The organism is Ruficoccus amylovorans (assembly GCF_014230085.1).
Classification (GTDB): Bacteria; Verrucomicrobiota; Verrucomicrobiia; order Opitutales; family Cerasicoccaceae; genus Ruficoccus; species Ruficoccus amylovorans.
Genome location: NZ_JACHVB010000020.1, coordinates 70,870 through 90,203 on the forward strand (window position 1 = coordinate 70,870; position 19,334 = coordinate 90,203).

At 62.1% G+C, this 19,334-nt stretch carries 14 protein-coding genes; 8 read left to right on the top strand and 6 right to left on the bottom strand.

Annotated elements, in window-relative coordinates:
• Window positions 1–93 precede the first annotated feature (93 nt).
• From H5P28_RS06770 to H5P28_RS06780, 3 genes are all read right to left on the bottom strand, one after another.
• Window positions 94–1,692: a sialate O-acetylesterase gene (locus H5P28_RS06770; RefSeq protein ID WP_185674947.1), complete on the bottom strand. Its 1,599-nt coding sequence runs from the start codon at window positions 1,690–1,692 to the stop codon at window positions 94–96.
• Window positions 1,693–1,768: 76 nt separating this feature from the next.
• Window positions 1,769–2,680 (bottom strand): alpha/beta hydrolase, encoded by a 912-nt coding sequence (locus tag H5P28_RS06775; RefSeq protein ID WP_185674948.1) that lies wholly within the window; start codon window positions 2,678–2,680, stop codon window positions 1,769–1,771.
• Window positions 2,681–2,796: 116 nt separating this feature from the next.
• Window positions 2,797–3,807 carry a LacI family DNA-binding transcriptional regulator gene (locus tag H5P28_RS06780; RefSeq protein WP_185674949.1) on the bottom strand — a complete coding sequence of 337 codons (1,011 nt, stop codon included), beginning with the start codon at window positions 3,805–3,807 and terminating at the stop codon, window positions 2,797–2,799.
• Window positions 3,808–4,092: 285 nt separating this feature from the next.
• Here H5P28_RS06780 and H5P28_RS06785 point away from each other — a divergent pair, with 285 nt between their 5' ends.
• Together H5P28_RS06785 and H5P28_RS06790 are read left to right on the top strand one after the other, a co-directional pair.
• Window positions 4,093–6,567 (top strand): alpha-L-rhamnosidase-related protein, encoded by a 2,475-nt coding sequence (locus H5P28_RS06785; protein WP_185674950.1) that lies wholly within the window; start codon window positions 4,093–4,095, stop codon window positions 6,565–6,567.
• Window positions 6,568–6,652: 85 nt separating this feature from the next.
• Window positions 6,653–8,356: a sodium:solute symporter family protein gene (locus tag H5P28_RS06790; protein WP_185674951.1), complete on the top strand. Its 1,704-nt coding sequence runs from the start codon at window positions 6,653–6,655 to the stop codon at window positions 8,354–8,356.
• 60 nt (window positions 8,357–8,416) lie between these two features.
• Here the strand turns inward: H5P28_RS06790 and H5P28_RS19875 are convergent, their stop codons facing one another.
• Complete coding sequence (locus H5P28_RS19875; protein ID WP_185674952.1) at window positions 8,417–8,938, bottom strand: DUF192 domain-containing protein; 522 nt, start codon at window positions 8,936–8,938, stop codon at window positions 8,417–8,419.
• Window positions 8,939–9,202: 264 nt separating this feature from the next.
• Here H5P28_RS19875 and H5P28_RS06800 point away from each other — a divergent pair, with 264 nt between their 5' ends.
• Together H5P28_RS06800 and H5P28_RS06805 are read left to right on the top strand one after the other, a co-directional pair.
• On the top strand, window positions 9,203–10,336 hold the full coding sequence (locus tag H5P28_RS06800; RefSeq protein ID WP_185674953.1) for a M24 family metallopeptidase: 1,134 nt from the start codon (window positions 9,203–9,205) through the stop codon (window positions 10,334–10,336).
• A gap of 251 nt (window positions 10,337–10,587) precedes the next feature.
• Window positions 10,588–11,124 (top strand): D-glycero-alpha-D-manno-heptose-1,7-bisphosphate 7-phosphatase, encoded by a 537-nt coding sequence (locus H5P28_RS06805; RefSeq protein WP_185674954.1) that lies wholly within the window; start codon window positions 10,588–10,590, stop codon window positions 11,122–11,124.
• Window positions 11,125–11,156: 32 nt separating this feature from the next.
• Here H5P28_RS06805 and argS read toward each other — a convergent pair whose 3' ends face one another.
• Window positions 11,157–12,932, bottom strand: a complete 1,776-nt coding sequence (gene argS / locus H5P28_RS06810) for an arginine--tRNA ligase (RefSeq protein ID WP_185674955.1) — start codon at window positions 12,930–12,932, stop codon at window positions 11,157–11,159.
• Between the two features lie 175 nt (window positions 12,933–13,107).
• Here argS and H5P28_RS06815 point away from each other — a divergent pair, with 175 nt between their 5' ends.
• Window positions 13,108–14,451 (top strand): thymidine phosphorylase, encoded by a 1,344-nt coding sequence (locus H5P28_RS06815; RefSeq protein ID WP_185674956.1) that lies wholly within the window; start codon window positions 13,108–13,110, stop codon window positions 14,449–14,451.
• 512 nt (window positions 14,452–14,963) lie between these two features.
• On the opposite strand, the gene lexA is transcribed toward H5P28_RS06815, so the two are convergent.
• A complete protein-coding gene (gene lexA, locus H5P28_RS06820) occupies window positions 14,964–15,596 on the bottom strand; it encodes a transcriptional repressor LexA (protein WP_185674957.1) in 633 nt (210 codons plus the stop codon).
• Between the two features lie 313 nt (window positions 15,597–15,909).
• On the opposite strand from lexA, the gene H5P28_RS06825 reads away from it, so the two are divergent.
• From H5P28_RS06825 to H5P28_RS06835, 3 genes are all read left to right on the top strand, one after another.
• The gene (locus tag H5P28_RS06825) at window positions 15,910–18,078 is read left to right on the top strand and encodes a ribonucleoside triphosphate reductase (protein WP_185675256.1); all 2,169 of its coding nucleotides are present in this window, start codon (window positions 15,910–15,912) and stop codon (window positions 18,076–18,078) included.
• Window positions 18,079–18,185: 107 nt separating this feature from the next.
• Window positions 18,186–18,557, top strand: a complete 372-nt coding sequence (locus tag H5P28_RS06830; RefSeq protein ID WP_185674958.1) for a hypothetical protein — start codon at window positions 18,186–18,188, stop codon at window positions 18,555–18,557.
• Between the two features lie 87 nt (window positions 18,558–18,644).
• Window positions 18,645–19,328, top strand: coding sequence for an anaerobic ribonucleoside-triphosphate reductase activating protein (locus H5P28_RS06835; protein ID WP_185674959.1), 684 nt, complete (start codon window positions 18,645–18,647; stop codon window positions 19,326–19,328).
• The last annotated feature ends 6 nt before the right edge of the window (window positions 19,329–19,334 follow it).

The window sequence follows — 19,334 nt, forward strand, 5'->3', positions numbered from 1 at the left end:
CCGGCGGGTGGCTTGAACAAGACTTCAGCACAGCTCAAGGGGAACTCCCTGGCACCTCAATACAGGCTACGATTTTACTTGAACGGCTGTAAATTAACGCCCGATCTCTATTTGAAACGGCGGGACCGGGAGATCGCCGTCGAAGAGCAGGTCGGCGTTGTCGGCGGGCCAGTTGACCCACAGGTAGCGCACCGCCTTGGGCTTTGCCGAGGCGCTGCCGGAAAGCCGTACCTTATCGCCCTGGACGAGCACTTTTTTTGCCGGAATCCATGAGCCGTTTTGCTGTTGGATCTCGAAGTAGCGCGCGGGGGAATTCGCCGCTCCGAGAGAGCCTGAGACATGTTTGAAAGCTATGACGATGTCGTCCCCGTCGAGGGTTGCGCTGGTGGCTTGAGGGACGGCTGAGGGCGCACCGGGGTACGAGTAAAAACGCCCGAGGGTTAACTCGCCCGCTCGCAGGCCGAGAGCGACCTTACGTGTCGGATGGATATCCGCGGGGTCGCCGAGATCAATGGAGGGAATCAGCAGCACGTCCGGCACCGAATCGGCCACTTCGCTCTGGGCCTCCCGGATGAGCGGCCAGGTGGCTTGGGCATCCTCCTTGCCAAAGCCGGAGAGCTGGATGAGCACAAAGGGCACGGAGGCGTGCCAGCACTGCCGCCATTCAGTGATCATGGAACGCAGCGCGTCGGCGTAGTAAGAGGTGAAGGCGGGAGTGGCTTCGTTCTCACCCTGATAATAGATGATGCCCGCGATGGCGAGCCGGGTGAAGGGGGCGACCCGGGCGTTAAAGAACGCACAGGGGCGGCGCGGGTTCTCAGGGCCGCGGGGGCCGAAGCGCATGGTCAGGCTTTGAGGCGGTGCAGGTTTTCCCTTGGCCGCAGCGGCGGCAGCTTCTTTTTCCCAGGCCGCGCAGACTGCCTCATAGCGTGCCTGTTCGTGCTCGGGGTTGTCGAGGATCGCCTGCCATTGCTTGCGCCAGGGGGCGAAGACCGGGCTATGCTCGAAGGTGTCGTTGGGAACCCAGGACGAGATACTCGTACCGGGGATTGCCGTGTGGATGAGGCCGATGGGAACGCCGGTGTGGACCTGGACGGCGCGGGCGAAGGCGTAGCCGATCGCGCTCCAGAAGGATGTGTTCGAGCCGCGTTCGGTCACCCAGGCACCTTTCACGGGATCGGAGAGTGGGGTGTCGCTGCCGGCCATATCCTGCTGAAAGGCGCGGATGACGCCGTGGCCGGACAGTGAGTCGAGCAGGCTCAGATCGGTGGCACCGCGGAGGGAAAAGCTCATATTGGACTGGCCAGCGAGGACCCAGACATCGCCGATGTAGATGTCCGTCAATTTTTGCGAAGCCTCACCACAGGAAATGTCGAGCGCGTACGGCCCCCCGGCAGGCAGGGCGGGCAGGGTGAGGCTCCAGCTTCCGTCGCGGACCTGGCCCTGGGCGCGATGGCCGTTGAGAGAAGCCGTCACCGTGTCGGCTCCAGTCCCGGCTGCTTCGCCCCAGAGCATGATGGGATGATCACGTTGCAGCACCATTCCGGAAGCAAAGAGGCTGGGCAGGGTCAGTCGGGAGCCGGAGGAAGCGGATTGCCCGGGGGGCGAAGCGGCCAGCGATTGTGTCAGCGCAAGCAGAGCGAATAGAAACGGAAGTCCCAGACGGGGAAATTGGCGGTAAGGGCTTTTCATAAGCAATGAAGGATAATGTTAAAAATGCAGCCGCGGCAGTCCTGTCGCCGGGTGAATGGCGGAGCTGGAGCAATATCTAGTGGCCCGGCGTTTGAAGGTGAATGTCGAGAAACTCCAGCACGACGGGACGAAGGTCAGCCTGACTGGGCTGGAGATGGAAGCTGTGCCCGGCTCCCTTGACCTCCAGGTATTCGACCTCGTGTCCTCCGGCCTGAAGGCGGGCGACCAGGTCACGCGAGACACTGATCGGGACAGTCGGGTCAGCGGTCCCGTGGATGACGAGTACCGGCGGGACATCCGCCGTTTCAAAGTAGCTGACCGGCGAGGCCGCAGTCAGGTTCTGCTCGGTTTCCCCGTCGGTCTTCCCGGCGAAAAGCGCCCGGCCGAACTGCCTCAGGTCGTGAATGCCATAAAGGTCCACGATGCACGCGACCTCGTTACTTTGGTCGGTGTAAAGTCCATGCTGGTTGAGCGCGTCGGCCTCGGCGGTGACGCCTACCAGCAGCGCCAGATGCCCACCGGCGGACCCGCCCATGACCGCGATCCGCGCCGGGTCGATGCCGTAGCGTCCGGCGTTGGCGCGCAGGTAGCGCAGGGCCGACTTGCAGTCGTAGAAATTCTGTGGCCAGGCGATGACGCGTTTACTGGCTCCGGTTTGTGGATCTTTGGTTTTGTGGCCGAGCAGGTAGTTGATGGAAAAAACGGCGTACCCGTGGGCGCTGAGCGTGGCGGCGATGTTGCGTTCGCGTCCATCGGCCTTGTCGCCGATTTCCCAGCCGCCGCCGTGGATTAGCAGCACGGCGGGTATGGGGCGGGCAAAGCTCTCCGGCGGGAGCCAGGCGTCCATCGTTTCCGGACGCTCCGCACCCAGGTAGGGAATGTCGCTGAGGGTGGGGGCTGGCTTCTCCGCGACCGCCGTCAGAACCGGGGACAGTGTCACCAGCGCGAGCAGGGATAACAGTCGTGCAGAACGGAGCTTAGGTGGCATCGTGGACAGACGTGGGTTTTTCTTCTTTGCAGAGACCAAAGGGTCAAATGTCAGCATTTGATTACTCGTGTAAGTGATGGGCCGTGCATTGTCAAATCCCAATCCGCTAAAATGGCTCAGTTGGGGCAGGGGCCGCTGGAGTCGCGCACGACGACGCGGACCGGCAGTGGGGGAATCACCGTGGGGAGTTTGTCTGTCTCGGACCACTCGACCATCTGTCGCACGACGTGCTGGCCGAGTTCTTCTACCGGGAGGTGTACGCTGGTCAGGCTCGGGACGGTGAACTGTCCCAGCGGCAAATCCACAAAACCGGTGACCGAGATGTCTTCGGGCACGCGCACCCCCTGACGTTGGAGGGTGGTCAGCACGGTCAGCGCCGAGGGATCGGTGTCGCAGATAATGGCCGTGGGGCGGGGATCGAGCTTGAGCAGGGCCAGGGTCTCTCGGGAAATCTCGTCCGGGGTGAAATGGCCTTCGAGGATCAGCTCCGGGGGTGGGGCGATGCCCAGCTTTTTCATCTGGTCGAGAAAAGCCTCGAAGCGCATGACCGACGAGGAGTAGGCCCGCGAATTAAGCATGAGCGCGATGCGGCGGTGTCCGAGTTCGTATAAATGCGTGACGACCTCTTCGCAACCCGAGCGGTGGTCGGCCAGGATCGAGACGGGCGTGATCTCCGGAAAGCAGTCACCGACCTGCGCGGTGCGGATGCCGGCGGCCTTGGCGGCCTTGGCCAGCTTGAGCAGTTGCTGCCGGGGGATGTTCAGGCAGATGACGGCGGGGATGAGAAAATCCTGGCAAATGCGGATGCAGTCTTCGACGCCTTTTTTGTCGGCGCGCAGCGGGATGTACTTGACTTGATAACCGAGGTTGAAGGCTTCATTGGCTGCGGCATAGACGATGGCAAAGTTCGAGTCCCAGCGCAGCGGCGGGGTGATGAAGGCCAGTGTGCGGGACTTGCCGGTCTTGATCGCGCGGGCCGCGTCGTTGGAGGAGTACCCCATCTGCTTGGCCAGTTCACGGATGCGTTTGACTGTTTCAGGCTTGAGGTGGCGGACGGCGGCCGTGTCGTTCAGGACATAGGACACCGTGGGGCGGGACACGCCGGCGGCGGTCGCGATTTGCGCCATAGTTACTCGTGTGTTCTTTTGCGAAGGCGGCATCTGTGATTTTGTTGCTGGGAGCGTTTACTGAGGTCTCCAGTCGTCCCCGACCGGAAGAGGACATTTCGCTGGATCGAGTTTTTGGTGATTGTGTGACGGATGAGGTTATTTTGTCAACGCCTAGGCGGTGCTCAATCCTTTGCTTTCCTCTGTCAGCCCGCGAAGAATTTTCGCTATAGGGATTGACTTTCATACTCCATTGCTTACTCGTGTAAATTATCGATGGTTATCTCCCAGAAAAAGGAAGCAGCAGTGAAAGAAGAAGCGAGGCCGGAAGCGTCATTGCGATTTCGGCGCAGTACGGTGTCCGTGTTGCCGGGTGCGCTTCGCGATGCTGAATGGATCGGTCCCGCTGCGTTTGAGCCGGACCGTCCCCTGTTTTTAAAATACTCGCTGACGCTGGTGTGGAAGGGTGGAAGCATCCGCTTTTACGTCACGGCGGATCAGCGCTTCGAGTTGTTTGTCGATGGGGAAATGGTCGGGGCCGGGCCGGATTGCGGGACGCGTTCGCGCTGGTATTTCGCCGGTTACGAGGGGGCTCTGCCTGCTGGGACTTACCGATTGGAGGTGCGTGTGTACTGGCTCGGACAGATCGCGCCCTACGCCCACACCACCTTGCGGCCGGGCTTGCTACTGGCCGCCGAGGGGGAGGCACATCCGCTTTTGACGACCGGGACGGCCCCGTGGAGCGCTGAAGTTATACGGGGCATAGAGACCGTGCCCGAGCGGAAGTTGCCCGGTGCGCACATGATCGGCCCGAGCTACCGGATTGGCAGCGGCGGACATCCATCCGAACAAGGGATGACCCCGGCGTTGGCAGTTGCTGAAAATAGCAATCTGACCTCCCGGTTGGGCGAGGCGTTGCCTCCCGTGATCAACGGACGGCTCCCGACCCAGTGGCAGCTATACGCCACGGAGTTGCCGGAGCAGGAGCGTTCCGACTGGACGCATTGGGTGCCGCGCATGGAGTGTGCGCACTGGTTGGAGGAGGACGAGCCGCTGGCACAAGCCTGGACACTCTCCGGGGCGATGCCCAGGGCGCGGGCTCTCGCCGTGGGCGAGTCGGTGACGTTTGCAGCGGGCGGGGAATGGTCAATGCTGCTGGATGCCGAGGATATTGTAACGGCTTATATCGGTGTAAAATCCCGTGGCGGACGCGGGGCGCTGGTGGATGTGTCCTGGGCTGAATCGCTGGGCCACCGCGCCTGTTTGCACAACAATAATTTCCTCATCGACAAGGGCCATCGCGACGAAGTGATCGGCAAACGTTTTTACGGTTTTGGGGACAGCTTCCTGCCGGGCGCGGACGCTAACAGCAGTGAATACCTACGCGTTCCGTGGTGGCGGGCGGGTCGTTACCTGCTGGTGCGGGTGCGTACGGCGGATGAGCCGTTGACGCTAGAGGGCCTGGTCTGCGAGCGGACGCGTTACCCGCTCCCGGCTCGTTTGCGGGGAGGCTTTGCCGCGCCGGGTGACGCGGAGCTGAACGCCGTTCTTGTGCTGTGCGAGCGTGGTCTGCGCAACAGTTGCCATGAGACCTATTCGGATTGCCCGGCCTTCGAACAACTCATGTACGCCGGGGATACCCGGGTGGAAATCCTCGTGCACCGCGTCGTCGATACCGACGACCGGCTGGCCCGCAAGGCCGTGCAGCTTTTTAACGACTCCCGGCACGGAGGCAAGGGCTGGAGCTGGTCCCGCTATCCGGCACGGCTCGGGCAGGTCATCCCCGGCTTCTGCCTGCTTTGGGTGCTGATGGTGGACGACTTCCGCCTGTGGCGTGACGATCCGGATTTCGTCCGTGACCAACTCGTTGGCGTGCGCGGGGTACTGGATGTTTTCGAGTCCTGCCTGGGCGATGATGGCTGGCTGCAAAACCTGCCCGGATGGCAGTTTATCGATTGGTCTCCGGTGTGGGCAAACGGTGTGCCGTCCGCCGACGCCCAAGGCAGGAGCACGCCGGTGCAACTGCTTTACGTGCTCGCGCTCCAGGCCGGAGCCCGCATCGAGTCAGAGATCGGATCTGAACTGCGCGCCGCGCACCTGCTACGGCTGGCGCAGCGCGCCGGTGAGGCCGTGCGGGCGGATTGCTGGGATGCGCGGAAGGGGCTTTTTCGGGATGCTCCCGGCCGGGAGGCTTTCAGTGAGCACAGCCAGGTCTTGGCGGTCCTCGGGCTGATGGACACCGCCGTTAACAAAGGCCGCCTGCTGGAAAACCTGCGGGCAACTGTCGCGCAGGGAAGGTCTGAATTGGCCCCGGTCTCGTATTACTTTTCACACTACTTCTTTGAAGCCTGCGCAGCAGTCGGCAGCGACTGGCTGCACGAGCGCCTGCAACCCTGGCGCGAACTGCTGGCGCGCGGCCTGCGTACGCCGATCGAGGGGCCGGAGCCGAACCGCTCCGACTGCCACGGCTGGTCGGCGCATCCGCTTTTCCACGCAGCCGCCAGCATCGCGGGCATCCGTCCGGACAGCTCCGGGTTTGCCTCGGTGCGGATCGCTCCGCTGCCCGGCCCCATCCCGCAGTTGAGCTGCCGCTTGCCGTGGCGGGCCAAGTCGAAGGGCGGCGGGGATATCGAGCTGGACCTCACCTTTGCCGATGGAGGTGTCTGTGGGCGGATTTGCCTGCCGGACGGCCTGGACGGCGTCTTCCAGTGGGCGGGCGAGGATACGCCGCTCGTGGGCGGCGTGAACGAGATCCGGCGCGAATCCGTCGTTTTACGCTGAAGTGCGCTGAAACAACCAACCCCAGAATTAACTTTGCCGGGCCGCCCCGGCGGCCTCACACTACCTGAACCCTGTCTTCCCTTCCATGCCTTCCTTTGAGATTGATGCCAGTTTCTGGTGGCCGATGGCCGCCTACGGAGCCCTGCTCGTGGGCGTAAGCCTGTACTTCACCCGGATGATCAAGAGCTCCGACGACTTTTACGGAGCCAACGGGCGAACATCCTTCTGGTTCAGCGGGCTGTCGTTTTTCATGACGGCATTTTCGGCTTCGGTCTTCGTCGCCAACGCGTCCATCGCCTATCGGCACGGTCTGCTCAACGCCCTGCTGATCGTGGCGCAGATACCGGTCTTTATTGCGGGCTATTTTATCTTTGCGGCACGCTGGCGCAGCTGCGGCTGCGCGACGGTGATCGAGTTTTTGCAAAAGCGCTTCAGCCCGGCCACGGCGAAGTTTTTCATGTGGGTGGGCATCCCGGTGCGCGTGATGGAGAGCGGCAACCGCTTTTATGTGACGGCGGTGCTCTTCGAGGCCATGCTGGGGGTGAGCCTGCTCAAGGGCTCCGTGACCACGGCGGTCATTACGCTTTTGTCCACCGTGGGCGGCGGCTTCCTCGCCGTGGTGGTGACGGACGCTGTGCAGGCCATCCTGTTGACGCTGATTGTGACCGTGGTGGCGGGACTCTCGCTGCACGCGGTTGGCGGTTGGGAGGGCTTTGTGGCCAACGCGCCGGAGGGTTACTGGTCGCTGGCCACGGACGAGACGGGCTTTGGGGTGCCGCTCATTGCGGCCTGGGCCATCGTCGCCCTCTTTGCCTGGAACGGCAACTGGGCGCTGGTGCAGCGCTTTGTGGCCGTGCCGGGCGTCAAGGATGCCCGCCGCGTTTCCATCATTAGCGGGGTGTCGTACTACCTGCTTTTCCCGCTGATCGCCATCCCCGCGATGGCGGCGGTGGTGGTGCTGCCGGGGCTGGATACGCCGCAAAAGGCCGAGTACGCCTATATCCTGATGGCTCAGCAGGTGCTGCCCTCGGGGCTGATGGCGATCCTGTGCTTTGGCCTGCTCGGGGCGACCATCACGGCGGTCAACGCCGACCTCAACGTGATGTCGCAGGTGGTGATCCATGACATGCTTAAAAAACGCCTCTCCCTGACCAGTGACCGCATGAAGCTCTTTTTGGGGCGCGTGGTGATGATCGTCATTTGCACGCTATGCCTGGCGCTGGCCATGAAGATCCGCGATTTGGGCGGGGCGTTCCAGTTTCTCGTCATGGTGCTTGGGATGACGACGCTGCCTGCGCTGATGCCGCTGCTTTTTGGTCTGCTCTGGCCGGTGGGCGGGGGGCGCGCTGCGATGGGCGCTTTCTGCGCAGGGATCGCCGTCTCAGTCCTGCTGAAGTTCGGACTGGGGGCGGGCCTGGCCGCGGTCATCATCGGTAACGGCCTGGCCACGGCGCTGGTGTACTTCGGCGTGGGTCTGCTCTTTCCGGCCTCAGAGCAAAAACGCGAAGAGGTGCGGGCCTTGTTTGTGACCATGCGTGAGAAGCGTCGCCACGAGTTGAAGAGAAAGTTCGTCGCCGTTCAAAAGGCCGACAGCGGAGGCCGGGCCGTGGCCCGGGTGGCGGCGGTGACCATGCTGCTGTGCGGCGTCATCACGCTGGGAGCGGAATTCCTGACGCCCGAAGGAGCGGCGGCCCGCGGTATGTCCGCGCTGGTGGCGCTCTTCCTGTTTATCATCGGCGGCACGATCTTTGTGCTCAATCGCGAGCGCAGAGGCGAGACTCCCCGTTGAGCGGTATCCGGTTTCTTCAACCGGGATATTTCTGGCGATAAACAAGCCCCTTGCAAACGGCTACTCCAGGCCGAGTTGCGAAGGGTCGTAGCCACGGTTCTTGAGAGCAGCCTTCACTTGGATCATGTCGAGTCGGGCACCGGGCTTGACGCCGTGGGTGGCGTACCAGCCCTGGTTCATTTCGAGCGCGAATTGCAGGTCCTCGCGCACGGAGGGGACAGATGTCTCGTCGTAGGGTTCCATGGCGTAGATTTCGCGCAGCACACCGTCGGGCGTGAAGTAGCCGATGTCGAGCGCGAGTCGCGTGCGCCGCATCCAGAAGGACATGTGTTGGGGCTCATCGAAAACGAAGAGCATGCCCTGATTTTGACCGAGGCTGTCGCGGTCCATCAGGCCGTGTTGCTGCTCGCGGCGTTCGACCGCGAACTGCGCCTCGACCGCTTTCTCGCCCACGGTGAGCGGGAACCACGTTGTCGCCGGTTCGCGCACGGAGGCGGTTGCGGCGGTGGTTGCCTCGTCCCGGCAGGCGGCGAGGGTGAACAAGGCAAGCAGGAGCGCAAAAACAGGTAAAAAGGTCTTCACGGGGGAGCACTTTGCCTCGGCTCCGGTCCGGAGACAAGCGAGATTACGCCATCTTGGCAGCGGTGGGCTGCCGCATGGGAGATAAGAGGACAGGACCCTCTCGTCAGACCGCATTGACGCAAAGTCTGTTTGTGGCACGGTGGCCTGTTTTTTATTGTCGGAAAAAAGCGTGCTTTCTAGCCTTGGCGTCAAGCGCGTGGCGTGCGATAGGTGGGCGTGCTTCTTGCGGGACAGGCAACGACAGACAATGACAACGAACGAGATATGACTGCCACGAATGCGAAATTGCTCTACGCCTCGACGGAGGAAAGCGCCGACGCGCTCTACTTCGCCGGTTTCTTTGTGCCGGACCCGGTGATTCTCATGCAGGTGGGCCGGACCCGAATGGGGGTGTTTTCCCGCCTCGAATACGGACGGGCCGAGAAACAATCATCCCTCGACGCCATCCTCCCCTACGAGGATCTCATCGCCCGGGCAAAGAAGACCTACAAAGTCGCCCGCCCCGGCCCGGCGGAAATTATTCGCCTGCTGGCGGAAGACCGGGGCCTGAAGGCTTTTCACGTGCCGGAGAATTTCCCCGCCGGGCTCGCCCTGCGGCTGATCAAAGCCGGGCTCGATGTGCAGCCGGTGGAGGGCGCGTTTTTCCCTCAGCGCGAGACGAAGACTGCGGAGGAGGCCGAACATGTGCGCGAGGGTAACCGCGTGGCCGCCGTCGGCATTGCCGCCGTGCAGAAGGCCCTGGCCGCCTCGGAAATCCGTGGCGACGAGCTCTGGCTCAAGGGCAAACGTCTGACCTCCGAGCGCCTGCGCACGCTTATTCAGATCGCGTGCATGGAGGAGGGCGGACTGGCCAACCACGTCATTGCCGCCGGAGGAGACCAGGCCTGCGACCCGCATGCGGTGGGCGAAGGGCCGCTCAAGGCCAACGAGTTGATCATCGTGGACGTTTTCCCGCGCATCATGCGTACCGGCTACCACGGCGACATGACCCGGACCTTTCTGAAAGGTAAGGCGTCTGCGGCGCAGAAGAAACTCGTCAAGACCGTACGGCAGGCCCAGCAGGCCGCGCTGGCCGCGATCAAGTCCGGCGTGAATGGCAAGAGCGTCCACGCCGAGGTGGATCGGGTTTTCAAGCAGGCGGGCTACGTCACTGGCCAGTCGCGAGGCGTCTGGGAGGGCTTCATTCACAGCACCGGACACGGCCTGGGCCTGGAGATCCACGAAGCGCCCCGGCTCAGCCCGGTGGGCGACCGCCTCAAGCGGGGCGTCGTCGTCACAGTCGAACCCGGCCTCTACTATCCGGGCTTGGGCGGCTGCCGCATTGAGGACGTGGTTCACGTACTTGACGACGGCTACGACCTGCTTTCCGAGGCCCCCTATGAGTGGGAAATCGCATAGGCAATCAGCAGTGCCCCCGCATATTGTTAATTTTTTCTTCGGCCTGTAACGAAAAGGGACTGACACTGATAATCAGTCTCCGCTAGTGTCGCGGCATTTCTGTTTGCTGGGCAAAAGACTTGGCGGCCAGGCAGTCAAACCTCGTATTAATTAGAGTAACTGCGTCCAATACGGGGCTGTCTGGCCGCTTTCCTTTTTCGATTCCGGCCTTGCCATTGCCGGGCCGGGCTTTGGGATAACGAACCTCTGCCATGAACAAAGCTCTTTTTCTGGACCGTGACGGGACCATCATTGTTGACAATGGCTACGCCCACAAACCGGAGGATATCCAACTGATCCCCGGCGCTGCGAACGCGCTCCGGCGTGCCCACGAACTGGGCTATCTGCTTTTCCTCTTTACCAACCAGAGCGGGGTGGGGCGCGGGATGTTTACACTGGAAGATGTGCACCGCTGCAATGCCCACATGCTGGAGCTGCTGGGGCTTGGGGATGAACTCTTCGTGGACATCTGCATCGCCCCCGAACACCCCGAGAATGACCCGCCTCGCTACCGCAAACCCTCTCCGCGCTACATTCTGGAAATGATCGACCGGCACGGCCTCGACCCGACCCAGTGCGCGATGGTCGGGGACCGCACCAGCGACTGGGGTGCAGGCGTCAACGCGGGTATCCGCCCGGTGGCATTGCGTACCGGCAAGGATTTAAGCGACAAGGCACAGGCCTTCATCGCCGAACACCAGATCGCCGTCTTCGACGACCTGGCGGCCTTTGTCGCTACGCTGGGCTAGAGGGTACCCTCTGTGCCTGCGGGTGGCGCCCGTCACATGCGCTCCAGCGGGGTGATGCCGAGCAGGCGCAGGCCGGTTTCGAGAGTGGAGACGGTGCGGGCGCAGAGCATGAGGCGGCGGGCGCGGATGTCGGCCTCGTCCACCACGACGCGGTTGGCATTGAAGAATGTGCTAAAATCCCCCGCCAGTTCGTAGAGATAGGTGCACAGGTGGTGTGGGCGCAGGTCGGAGACGGCCAGTGCCACGGCCTCGGGGAAGAGCATCAGCTTGCGGGCCAGGGCCAGTTCCTCGGGCGTCTCCAGGCAGGAGGCTTCGGCCTCGGTCGCCGGGTCGCCGGGGATGGCTCCGGCCTTGCGGAAGAGCGAGTGCACGCGGGCCACGGCCATGAGCAGGTAGGGGGCGGAATTACCCTCAAAGGCGAGCAATTTGTCCCAGGCAAAGACGTAGTCCTGCGTGCGGTTTTGCGAAAGGTCGGCGTAGCGGACCGCCCCCAGTCCGACGGCGCGGGCGATCTGTTGCTTCTCGTCTTCGGACAGGTCGGGGCTCTTTTCGTCAACGATGGCGCGGGCGCGTTCGACGGCCTCGTTGAGAAGGGCTTCCAGGTAAATCGGCTCGCCGGAGCGGGTTTTGATCGCCTTGCCGTCCTCACCCAGAATCGCGCCCCACCACACGTGGGAGGTTCTCGGAAGCTCGTAGCCTTTTTTCACGAACCACTTCTGCGCGGTCAGGAAAAGCTGCTCAAAGTGGTCGCGCTGACGGCCGTCGGTCAGGTAAACGACTTCATCCGCGCCGAAGTGTTCGCGGCGGTAGAGGAGGGTGGCCAGGTCGGTCCCGGCGTAGTTGCTGGCGCCGTCCTTTTTGCGGACGATGAAGGGCTGCTCGTTGAAGCGCGGGTGCTCGGGGTGGAAAACCACCAGCGCACCGTCGCTCTCCTCGGCCAGGCCGGTCTCGGTCAACTCGTCGTAAATGCGCTGCACTTTGTCGCGGTAAAAGCTCTCGCCCAGGGTCACGTCGGGTTTGACGCCGAGCATGGCGTAAATGCGCTCAAAGGCGCGGTTGCTGGTGGCGACGATTTTCTCCCACAAGGCGGTGTTCTCGGAGTCGCCCTCCTGGAGCTTGACCAGCTCGGCGCGGGACTGGTCGCGCACAGTGCCGGTCTCGTCGGCTTTTTCCAACGCGGTACCTTCTTTATAAAGGCGTTCGATCTGGGCCAGGGCGTTGTCCCCGGCGGCATCGAGGTCGTAGCCCTCGCGCTTGATGGCCATGATGAGCGTGCCGAAGTTCGTGCCCCAGTCGCCGATGTGGTTGTCGCGGACGGTCTTCGCGCCGCAAAAGTCGATCAGCCGCGCAACGGCTTCGCCGATCACCATCGGGCGCAGGTGGCCGATGTGCATCTGTTTGGCGGTGTTGGGGGAGGGGTAATCGACCACCACGGTCTTGCCGGAGAGGAGGCTTCCGGCCCCGTCCGCGAAGTTCGACTCGTCGCGGAACTTCTTGATCCACGCGAACTTGTACTCGGACGAAAGCGCGATATTGAGGAAGCCCGGGCCGGCGATTTCGAGGCTGGCCATGCCTTCGGCGAAGAGCGGGGCCTTGGCCAGTTCGTCGGCCAACTGCTGGGCGAGGGCGCGGGGGTTGGTGCGCTTGCTCTTGGCGTAGGGCAGGACGCCGTTGGCCTGGTAGTCACCGAAGCGCGCTTCGGCCGGGCGCACGCCGGGCTCGAAGGTTTCGTCAAAGTCTGCGCAGGCGGCCGCCGCCAGAGAAACAAGGCGGGCCAGCTCGCGGGCCGTATCGAAGGCAATTTCCATTCCTCTAGGGAACAATCCTGCCGCGGGCGCGGGGTCAAGCGAGGAATCCATCCGGAGCGCAGAACGGCCCCAAAAGCGCCCTCTCGTAAAAAAAACTCGACAAAAGACCGCTTTTCTGTCTAGGATAAGCGGTTTATCATACAGTCAACGTATACGCTGACCAAAACATAAGTTCATGGCAGAGAAAACCTTACTTGCGTCGCGGAAATTCATCAAGCCCTCATTTTCGTATCTGATCGAGAAAAAACGTGATGGGGGCGAGTTCAATGAGGATGAAGTCCGCTTCATTGTCGATTCAATTCTGGACAGGGAAATGCCGGAGTTTCAAATGGCCGCTCTCGCGATGGCCATTTACTTCCAAAACATGTCCGCCCAGGAGACGGCCTGCTTCGCCGAGGAGATGATGCTCTCCGGCGAGGTGATCGACCTCTCGAAGATAACCAAACCCAAGATCGCCAAGTACTCTACTGGCGGTGTGGGCGACAAGACCTCCCTCGTGCTGACGCCGCTGGCCGCCGCCTGCGGAGTGGTCATGCCCGCCATGAATGGCGTGGACGAGAACTTCGTCATCAGCACGCTGGACAAGCTCTCGGCGATCCCGAAGTTCCGTTCGGACATCGAGCTGAAAGAATTTGTCAAGCTCCTCAACAACGTCAACTGCGCCATCGTGCAGCAGCACCCGGAGATCGCTCCGGTGGACGGCATTCTTTACGAACTGCGCCAGAACACGGCCACCATCCAGAGCCTGCCGCTCATCACGGGCAGCATTCTGAGCAAGAAGCTGGCCGAAGGGGCCGAAGGGCTCGTCGTCGATGTGAAGTGGGGCAACGGCTCCTTCGTCAAGGACCTGGAGCAGGCCAAGCAGCTCGCCCGCAGCATCACCCGCGTGGGCCGCAGCATGAAGCGCCGTTGCGTCGCGCTCGTGACGGACATGAACCAGCCGCTGGGCGACACCGTCGGTACCGCGCTCGAATTGCGCGAGGCCATCGAACTGCTCAAGGGCGAAGGCCCCGAGGACCTGAAGGAACTCGTGCTCAAGCTCGGCATGGAAATCGTCCGACTGGCCGGTGTGGCTGGCTCGACGCTGTCGGCCAAGCAGACCGTGCAGAAGCATTTGAAGGACGGCTCCGCGCTGGAGAAGTTCAAGGAAATGGTCGCGGCCCAGGGCGGCGACACTTCCGTGATCGACGATCCGGACAAGTTCCCGACCGCCAAGTACATCCGCAAGCTGCCCGCCCCGAAGCGCGGCTACGTGCACACGATCAACGCGGGCATGATCGCCCGTGGCGTGCAGATCCTTGCCGCCAACAGCAAGAAGGGCGGCAAGCTCGACCCGGCTGTAGGCGTCTCCGAGATCAAGAAGGTCGGCACGCAGGTCAAGCAGGGCGAGCCCCTCATGATGATCCACTACAACGACGAAGCCCGGCTCGAAAGCGCCTTGGAATACCTGCGCAGCGCCTACCGCCTCGCGCCCAAGCGCCCGAACCCGCCGGAACTCGTCGTCGAACGCGTGGCCTGAGGGGCGTAAGTCCCTCCCGGCGATTCATCGACCACAGAAATTCACTGACATTTCAAAACCCCGCTCTCCGGAGCGGGGTTTTTTTGTTGGGGACTGGCATGCGCAGGCCGGAGCGAGAGCGACGTTCAGTGACGGGGTGCGGCATCGAATCCCTGCGGGCTAAGGCATGGGATTAACCACAGAGTACACAGAGAGCACAGAGGGGAGTCAGGGGGCGTTGGAGAGAAATTGGACTCCTTCTTCCCGTTAATGATCCCATCGGATGGGAAGGGGGCACTTTTGACCGGGCGTGAAGCGATGAGATAGGATGACTAACCACAAAGGCACAAAGTCGCAAAGGAGACTGTTTCGCGATGGCCGTTGGTATAGTATCCGCTGGCTTTCTGCGGCTGAAAGTAAATGAACTGCAGAACCGCAGAGTTCAGCGTCCGATCTACCTGGAATCTCCGAGGTAGGAGCCTTTTGGGCTCCGTAGGGGCAACGCCTCTCATTGTCCAAGTGCGGTCACGCACCTAGAGGCTGCGGACGACGGCTTTGGCAATGCCCTGGATGACGAGTTCGGCGACGGGGTGGAGTTGGGGGTAGTCGGGGTTTTCCGCCTTGAGGTAGGGCGGGTGGTTGGGCTTTTGCATGAAGCGCTTCAGGGTGGTTTCGCCGTCGATGAGGGCGGCCACGATGTCGCCGTGTTTGGGGAGGCCGGGTTCGACGATCACGATGTCGCCGTCAAAGATACCCGCCCCGATCATGCTTTCACCACGTACTTTCAGGGCGAAAGCGCGGTGGTTACGGCGGACCCCGGCTGTGTCCACGTCGATCTGGAGACGACCAATGGCGCCGCCGGTTTCCACCCCGTCAGGGTAGCCGGCGGTGATGTGGCCGTAGATGGGGATGTCGATCACGTCAGTGGAGTCGGCGGGAGGTGTTTCGCCGTCGTCGTAGGTGACGCGGAAGGCCCGGGCCTGTCCCGGCACGCGGCTGATGTAGCCCTTGCGCTCAAGGGCGCGCAGGTGGCCCATGACGGCGTTGGTGCTGCGGAAGCCGAAGTGGGTCTGGATTTCGCGGATGCTGGGCCAGAAGTTTTCCTGCCGGAAGTGAAGCTGGATGAATCCGAGGATCTCGTGTTGCCGGGTGGTCAGGTCTTTCATGGGAAGTTCTTAGGGATGCACAAATGTATAATGAAATTGTGTTCAGTGTCAAGCGCTCTTTCCGCACGGCAAAAGGGCGGAAAACATTTTTTCTAAAGCCGCTTAGGAATGCTTCTAGATGAGTGAGTGGCACTGTATCTAGTGGAGAAGTTAAAAAAGTACGCTAGTTATAGTGTCGTTGCTGGCGAGCCGTCATGGTCCCACCCAACTACCCTCCGCTAAATCTCAACTGATTGAACGACCTATGGTTAAGGCATTGAACGGTGAACTGCCGCTGGAACACACGGACGAGCGCGGCTCGATCCGGGCGTACATGAGCGCCCACACGCCCCTGATTAAGAAGGTCCGCAAGCGCGACGGGCGGACGGTCAACTTCGATACCGCGCGCATTCTCAACGCCATCGCCAAGGCCGGGAAGGCCACCGGCGAGTACGGTGAGGAGCAGGCCCTCGGGCTGGCCTTCCGTGTGGTGGAGCAGTGTCAGGAGACGGTCGAGACGGACTGCCCCTCCGTCGAGACGATTCAGGACGTGTGCGAGGACGTGCTGCTGCGCTCCCCCTACCGACGGACGGCCAAGGCGTTCATTATCTACCGTGACCAGCAGGCCAGGCGCCGGGAGATCCACAACAGCGCACGCACGGAGATCGTCCGCCAGTACCTGGAGAAGCTCGACTGGGAGGTGCGCGAAAACTCCAACATGGCCTTTTCCCTGCAAGGGCTGAACAACTACATCTCCTCCGGCGTGAGCAAGACCTTCTGGATGAAGGAGGTGTACTCGCCGCAGATCGAGCAGGCGCACGATTCGGGGGATTTCCACATCCACGATACCAACCTGATCAGTGTGTACTGCGTGGGCTGGGACCTGTACCAGCTCTTGCGCGAGGGCTTCCGCGGGGTGCCCGGTAAGGTCGAGTCCTCCCCGGCCCGGCACCTGCGCAGCGCGCTCGGGCAGGTGGTGAACTTTTTCTACACCCTCCAGGGGGAGGCCGCCGGGGCGCAGGCTTTCAGCAACTTCGACACGCTGCTGGCCCCCTTTATCCGCTACGACGGGCTCGGCTACGAGGAGGTCCGCCAGATCGTGCAGGAGTTTGTCTTTAATATCAATGTGCCCACGCGGGTGGGGTTCCAGTCGCCGTTCACGAACATCACGCTCGACCTCAATTGCCCGTCCCACTATCGGGACCAGCCCGTGGTGCGGGGCGGGGAGTTCATGGCGGAGAAGTACGGCGAATTCCAGACCGAGATGGACCTGCTCAACCGCGCCTTTTTCGATGTGATGAGCGCCGGGGACGCCAGCGGGCGGATTTTCACCTTCCCCATCCCGACGATCAACCTGACCCGCGACTTCGACTGGACGAACCCGAACCTCGACGGGCTCTGGGAAATGACCGGCAAATACGGCATCCCGTATTTTTCGAACTTCATCAACTCGGACATGAGCCCTGACGACGCGCGCTCGATGTGCTGCCGCCTGCGCATCGACAACACCCAGCTTGAGAAGCGGGGCGGGGGGCTCTTTGGGGCGCATCCGCTGACCGGCAGCGTCGGCGTGGTCACGATCAACATGCCGCGCCTGGGCCTGCTCGCACGCTCGAAGAAGGACTTCCTGCGCCGCCTGGGCAAGCTGATGGACCTGGCCCGCGACTCGCTTGAAACCAAGCGCAAGTTACTGGAGGAACTGACTTCGGCGGGCCTTTACCCCTACACGAAGCACTACCTGCGCGACATGAAGGAGCGCTTTGGCGTTTTCTGGAAGAACCACTTTAGCACCATCGGGCTCAACGGCATGAACGAAGCCTGCATCAACCTCTTCGGCAAGGACATCGGCTCGGACGACGGGCGGGCCTTCGCGGCCGAGGTGTTGGACTTCATGCGCGAGCGGCTGGTCGAGTACCAGCAGGCTACGGGCAACAACTACAACCTCGAAGCCTCACCCGCCGAGGGCACATCCATGCGCCTGGCGCTGAAGGACCGGGCCCGCTTCCCGGGCGCCGTCGTGGCCAACCCGCAGGAGGTCGAACGCGGGGCGCAACCTTACTACACCAACAGCACCCAGCTCCCGGTCAACTATACCGACGACCCCTTCGAGGTCCTTGACTTACAGGAGGAAACCCAGGCCAAGTACACCGGCGGGACCGTCATTCACCTTTTCCTCGGGGAGCGGGTCAGCGACCTGCGTACGGTACGCGATTTCGTGCGCCGCGTGGCGGAGAACTACTCCATCCCGTACTTCTCGCTCACGCCGACCTTCTCGGTCTGCCCGGTCCACGGCTACCTCCCCGGCGAGCACCACCAGTGCCCTCACTGCGGCGAGGAGACGGAAATCTATTCGCGCATCGTCGGCTACCTGCGCCCCGTTTCCCAGTGGAACGACGGCAAGCAGTCCGAGTTCACCAAGCGCAAGATGCTCCGGCTCGACACCAGTGGCAAAAAGCGCCCGCGTCCCGTGCACACCGAGCAGGTGTTCTTGCCCGTGGAGTAGGCGGCGGGATGGTTTTTACTATCACTGATCGACACAAACGGCTACCGTGCGATGTCCTTGACTGGACGGTCTCGGGAGCGGTAAACTTCTGACCACAGGTGAGCGTCATGAACCGGAAGGTCGTCAAAGTGTGTGTTGCAACGTTGCTGGTGCCGGCGGTGTTTCTGCTTGTGCTCTGGGGAGTTGCTGTGGTCCTGGAGGGGCCTACGCTTTCTCCCAGGGAGTCTGGCATCCAGTCTCTCGGCTACGAGACCGGATTTGTGGTTGGCAAGGGGCAGCGGCTGGATGGTCGCGGCCAGGACTTGCCTGCGGATGCGCTTCATCGCCTCGGGCAAACGGACGCGCACGGATTCGGCTATCGATCGGTTGAGGATATCGAGATGTTTGTCGCGGCTTATGCCCGCGGATATGATGCCGGACTGCATCCCCGGACCGAGTGGTGGCGGTTGTTTAAACCTAATGATATCGAGCATAAATGATGCTGCTTCTGTCCAGACAGGGAATTTTCTTTCAGGTCATCCAGGTATCCGTTTTTCATAATATTCACCTCTGCGAAAGGCTAAGAAATGTTACTCGCCGGTCTCCAACGCTGCTCACTGGTCGATTATCCGGGGCAGACCTGCTGCACGATCTTCACGCAGGGGTGCAACCTGTGCTGCCCCTACTGCCACAACGGCGAACTCATCAGCGCTCGCTGTCGCAATCCGGTGGAGGAGGCCGAGTGCTGGGATTTGCTCTTGCGGCGCAAGGGCAAGGTCGGCGCCATCACGGTGACCGGGGGCGAGCCGACCCAGCACACGGATTTGCCGGAGTTTTTGGCCACAATCAAGTCGCTCGGCTTTCTGGTCAAACTCGATACCAACGGCACGAGGCCGGGTGTCATCCGCAAGCTTTTGCGGGAAAATCTCGTGGACTGCATCGCGATGGACGTAAAATCCCCCCTCGATCGCTACGAGGAGGCCGCTGGGCGGCTCGTCCCGGTGCGACTGCTGCGCGAGTCGATTGAGCTGCTCAAGTCCTGCGGTATCCCGACGGAGTTCCGGACCACGGTCGTACCGGCGATCCATACTGCGGACGATATCTCCGAAATCGCCCGCGAACTGGTCGGTGGGCAGGTTTACTACCTGCAAAGCTTCGAGCCGGGGCACGCTCTTTCGCCCCACCTGCGCGAGACCGCTCCCCCGAGCCCGGACTTTATGCGGACCTGCCGTGACCGTGCCGGGGAGTGGATCGACACGTATGTGCGGTAGAGCATT

Excerpts from the sequence above, each read along its gene's own strand:
- H5P28_RS06770 (WP_185674947.1), bottom strand. The coding sequence starts at position 1,692 with ATGAAAAGCCCTTACCGCCAATTTCCCCGTCTGGGACTTCCGTTTCTA.
- H5P28_RS06775 (WP_185674948.1), bottom strand. The coding sequence starts at position 2,680 with ATGCCACCTAAGCTCCGTTCTGCACGACTGTTATCCCTGCTCGCGCTG.
- H5P28_RS06780 (WP_185674949.1), bottom strand. The coding sequence starts at position 3,807 with ATGGCGCAAATCGCGACCGCCGCCGGCGTGTCCCGCCCCACGGTGTCC.
- H5P28_RS06790 (WP_185674951.1), top strand. The coding sequence starts at position 6,653 with ATGCCTTCCTTTGAGATTGATGCCAGTTTCTGGTGGCCGATGGCCGCC.
- H5P28_RS06800 (WP_185674953.1), top strand. The coding sequence starts at position 9,203 with ATGACTGCCACGAATGCGAAATTGCTCTACGCCTCGACGGAGGAAAGC.
- H5P28_RS06805 (WP_185674954.1), top strand. The coding sequence starts at position 10,588 with ATGAACAAAGCTCTTTTTCTGGACCGTGACGGGACCATCATTGTTGAC.
- argS (WP_185674955.1), bottom strand. The coding sequence starts at position 12,932 with ATGGAAATTGCCTTCGATACGGCCCGCGAGCTGGCCCGCCTTGTTTCT.
- H5P28_RS06815 (WP_185674956.1), top strand. The coding sequence starts at position 13,108 with ATGGCAGAGAAAACCTTACTTGCGTCGCGGAAATTCATCAAGCCCTCA.
- lexA (WP_185674957.1), bottom strand. The coding sequence starts at position 15,596 with ATGAAAGACCTGACCACCCGGCAACACGAGATCCTCGGATTCATCCAG.
- H5P28_RS06825 (WP_185675256.1), top strand. The coding sequence starts at position 15,910 with ATGAGCGCCCACACGCCCCTGATTAAGAAGGTCCGCAAGCGCGACGGG.
- H5P28_RS06830 (WP_185674958.1), top strand. The coding sequence starts at position 18,186 with ATGAACCGGAAGGTCGTCAAAGTGTGTGTTGCAACGTTGCTGGTGCCG.
- H5P28_RS06835 (WP_185674959.1), top strand. The coding sequence starts at position 18,645 with ATGTTACTCGCCGGTCTCCAACGCTGCTCACTGGTCGATTATCCGGGG.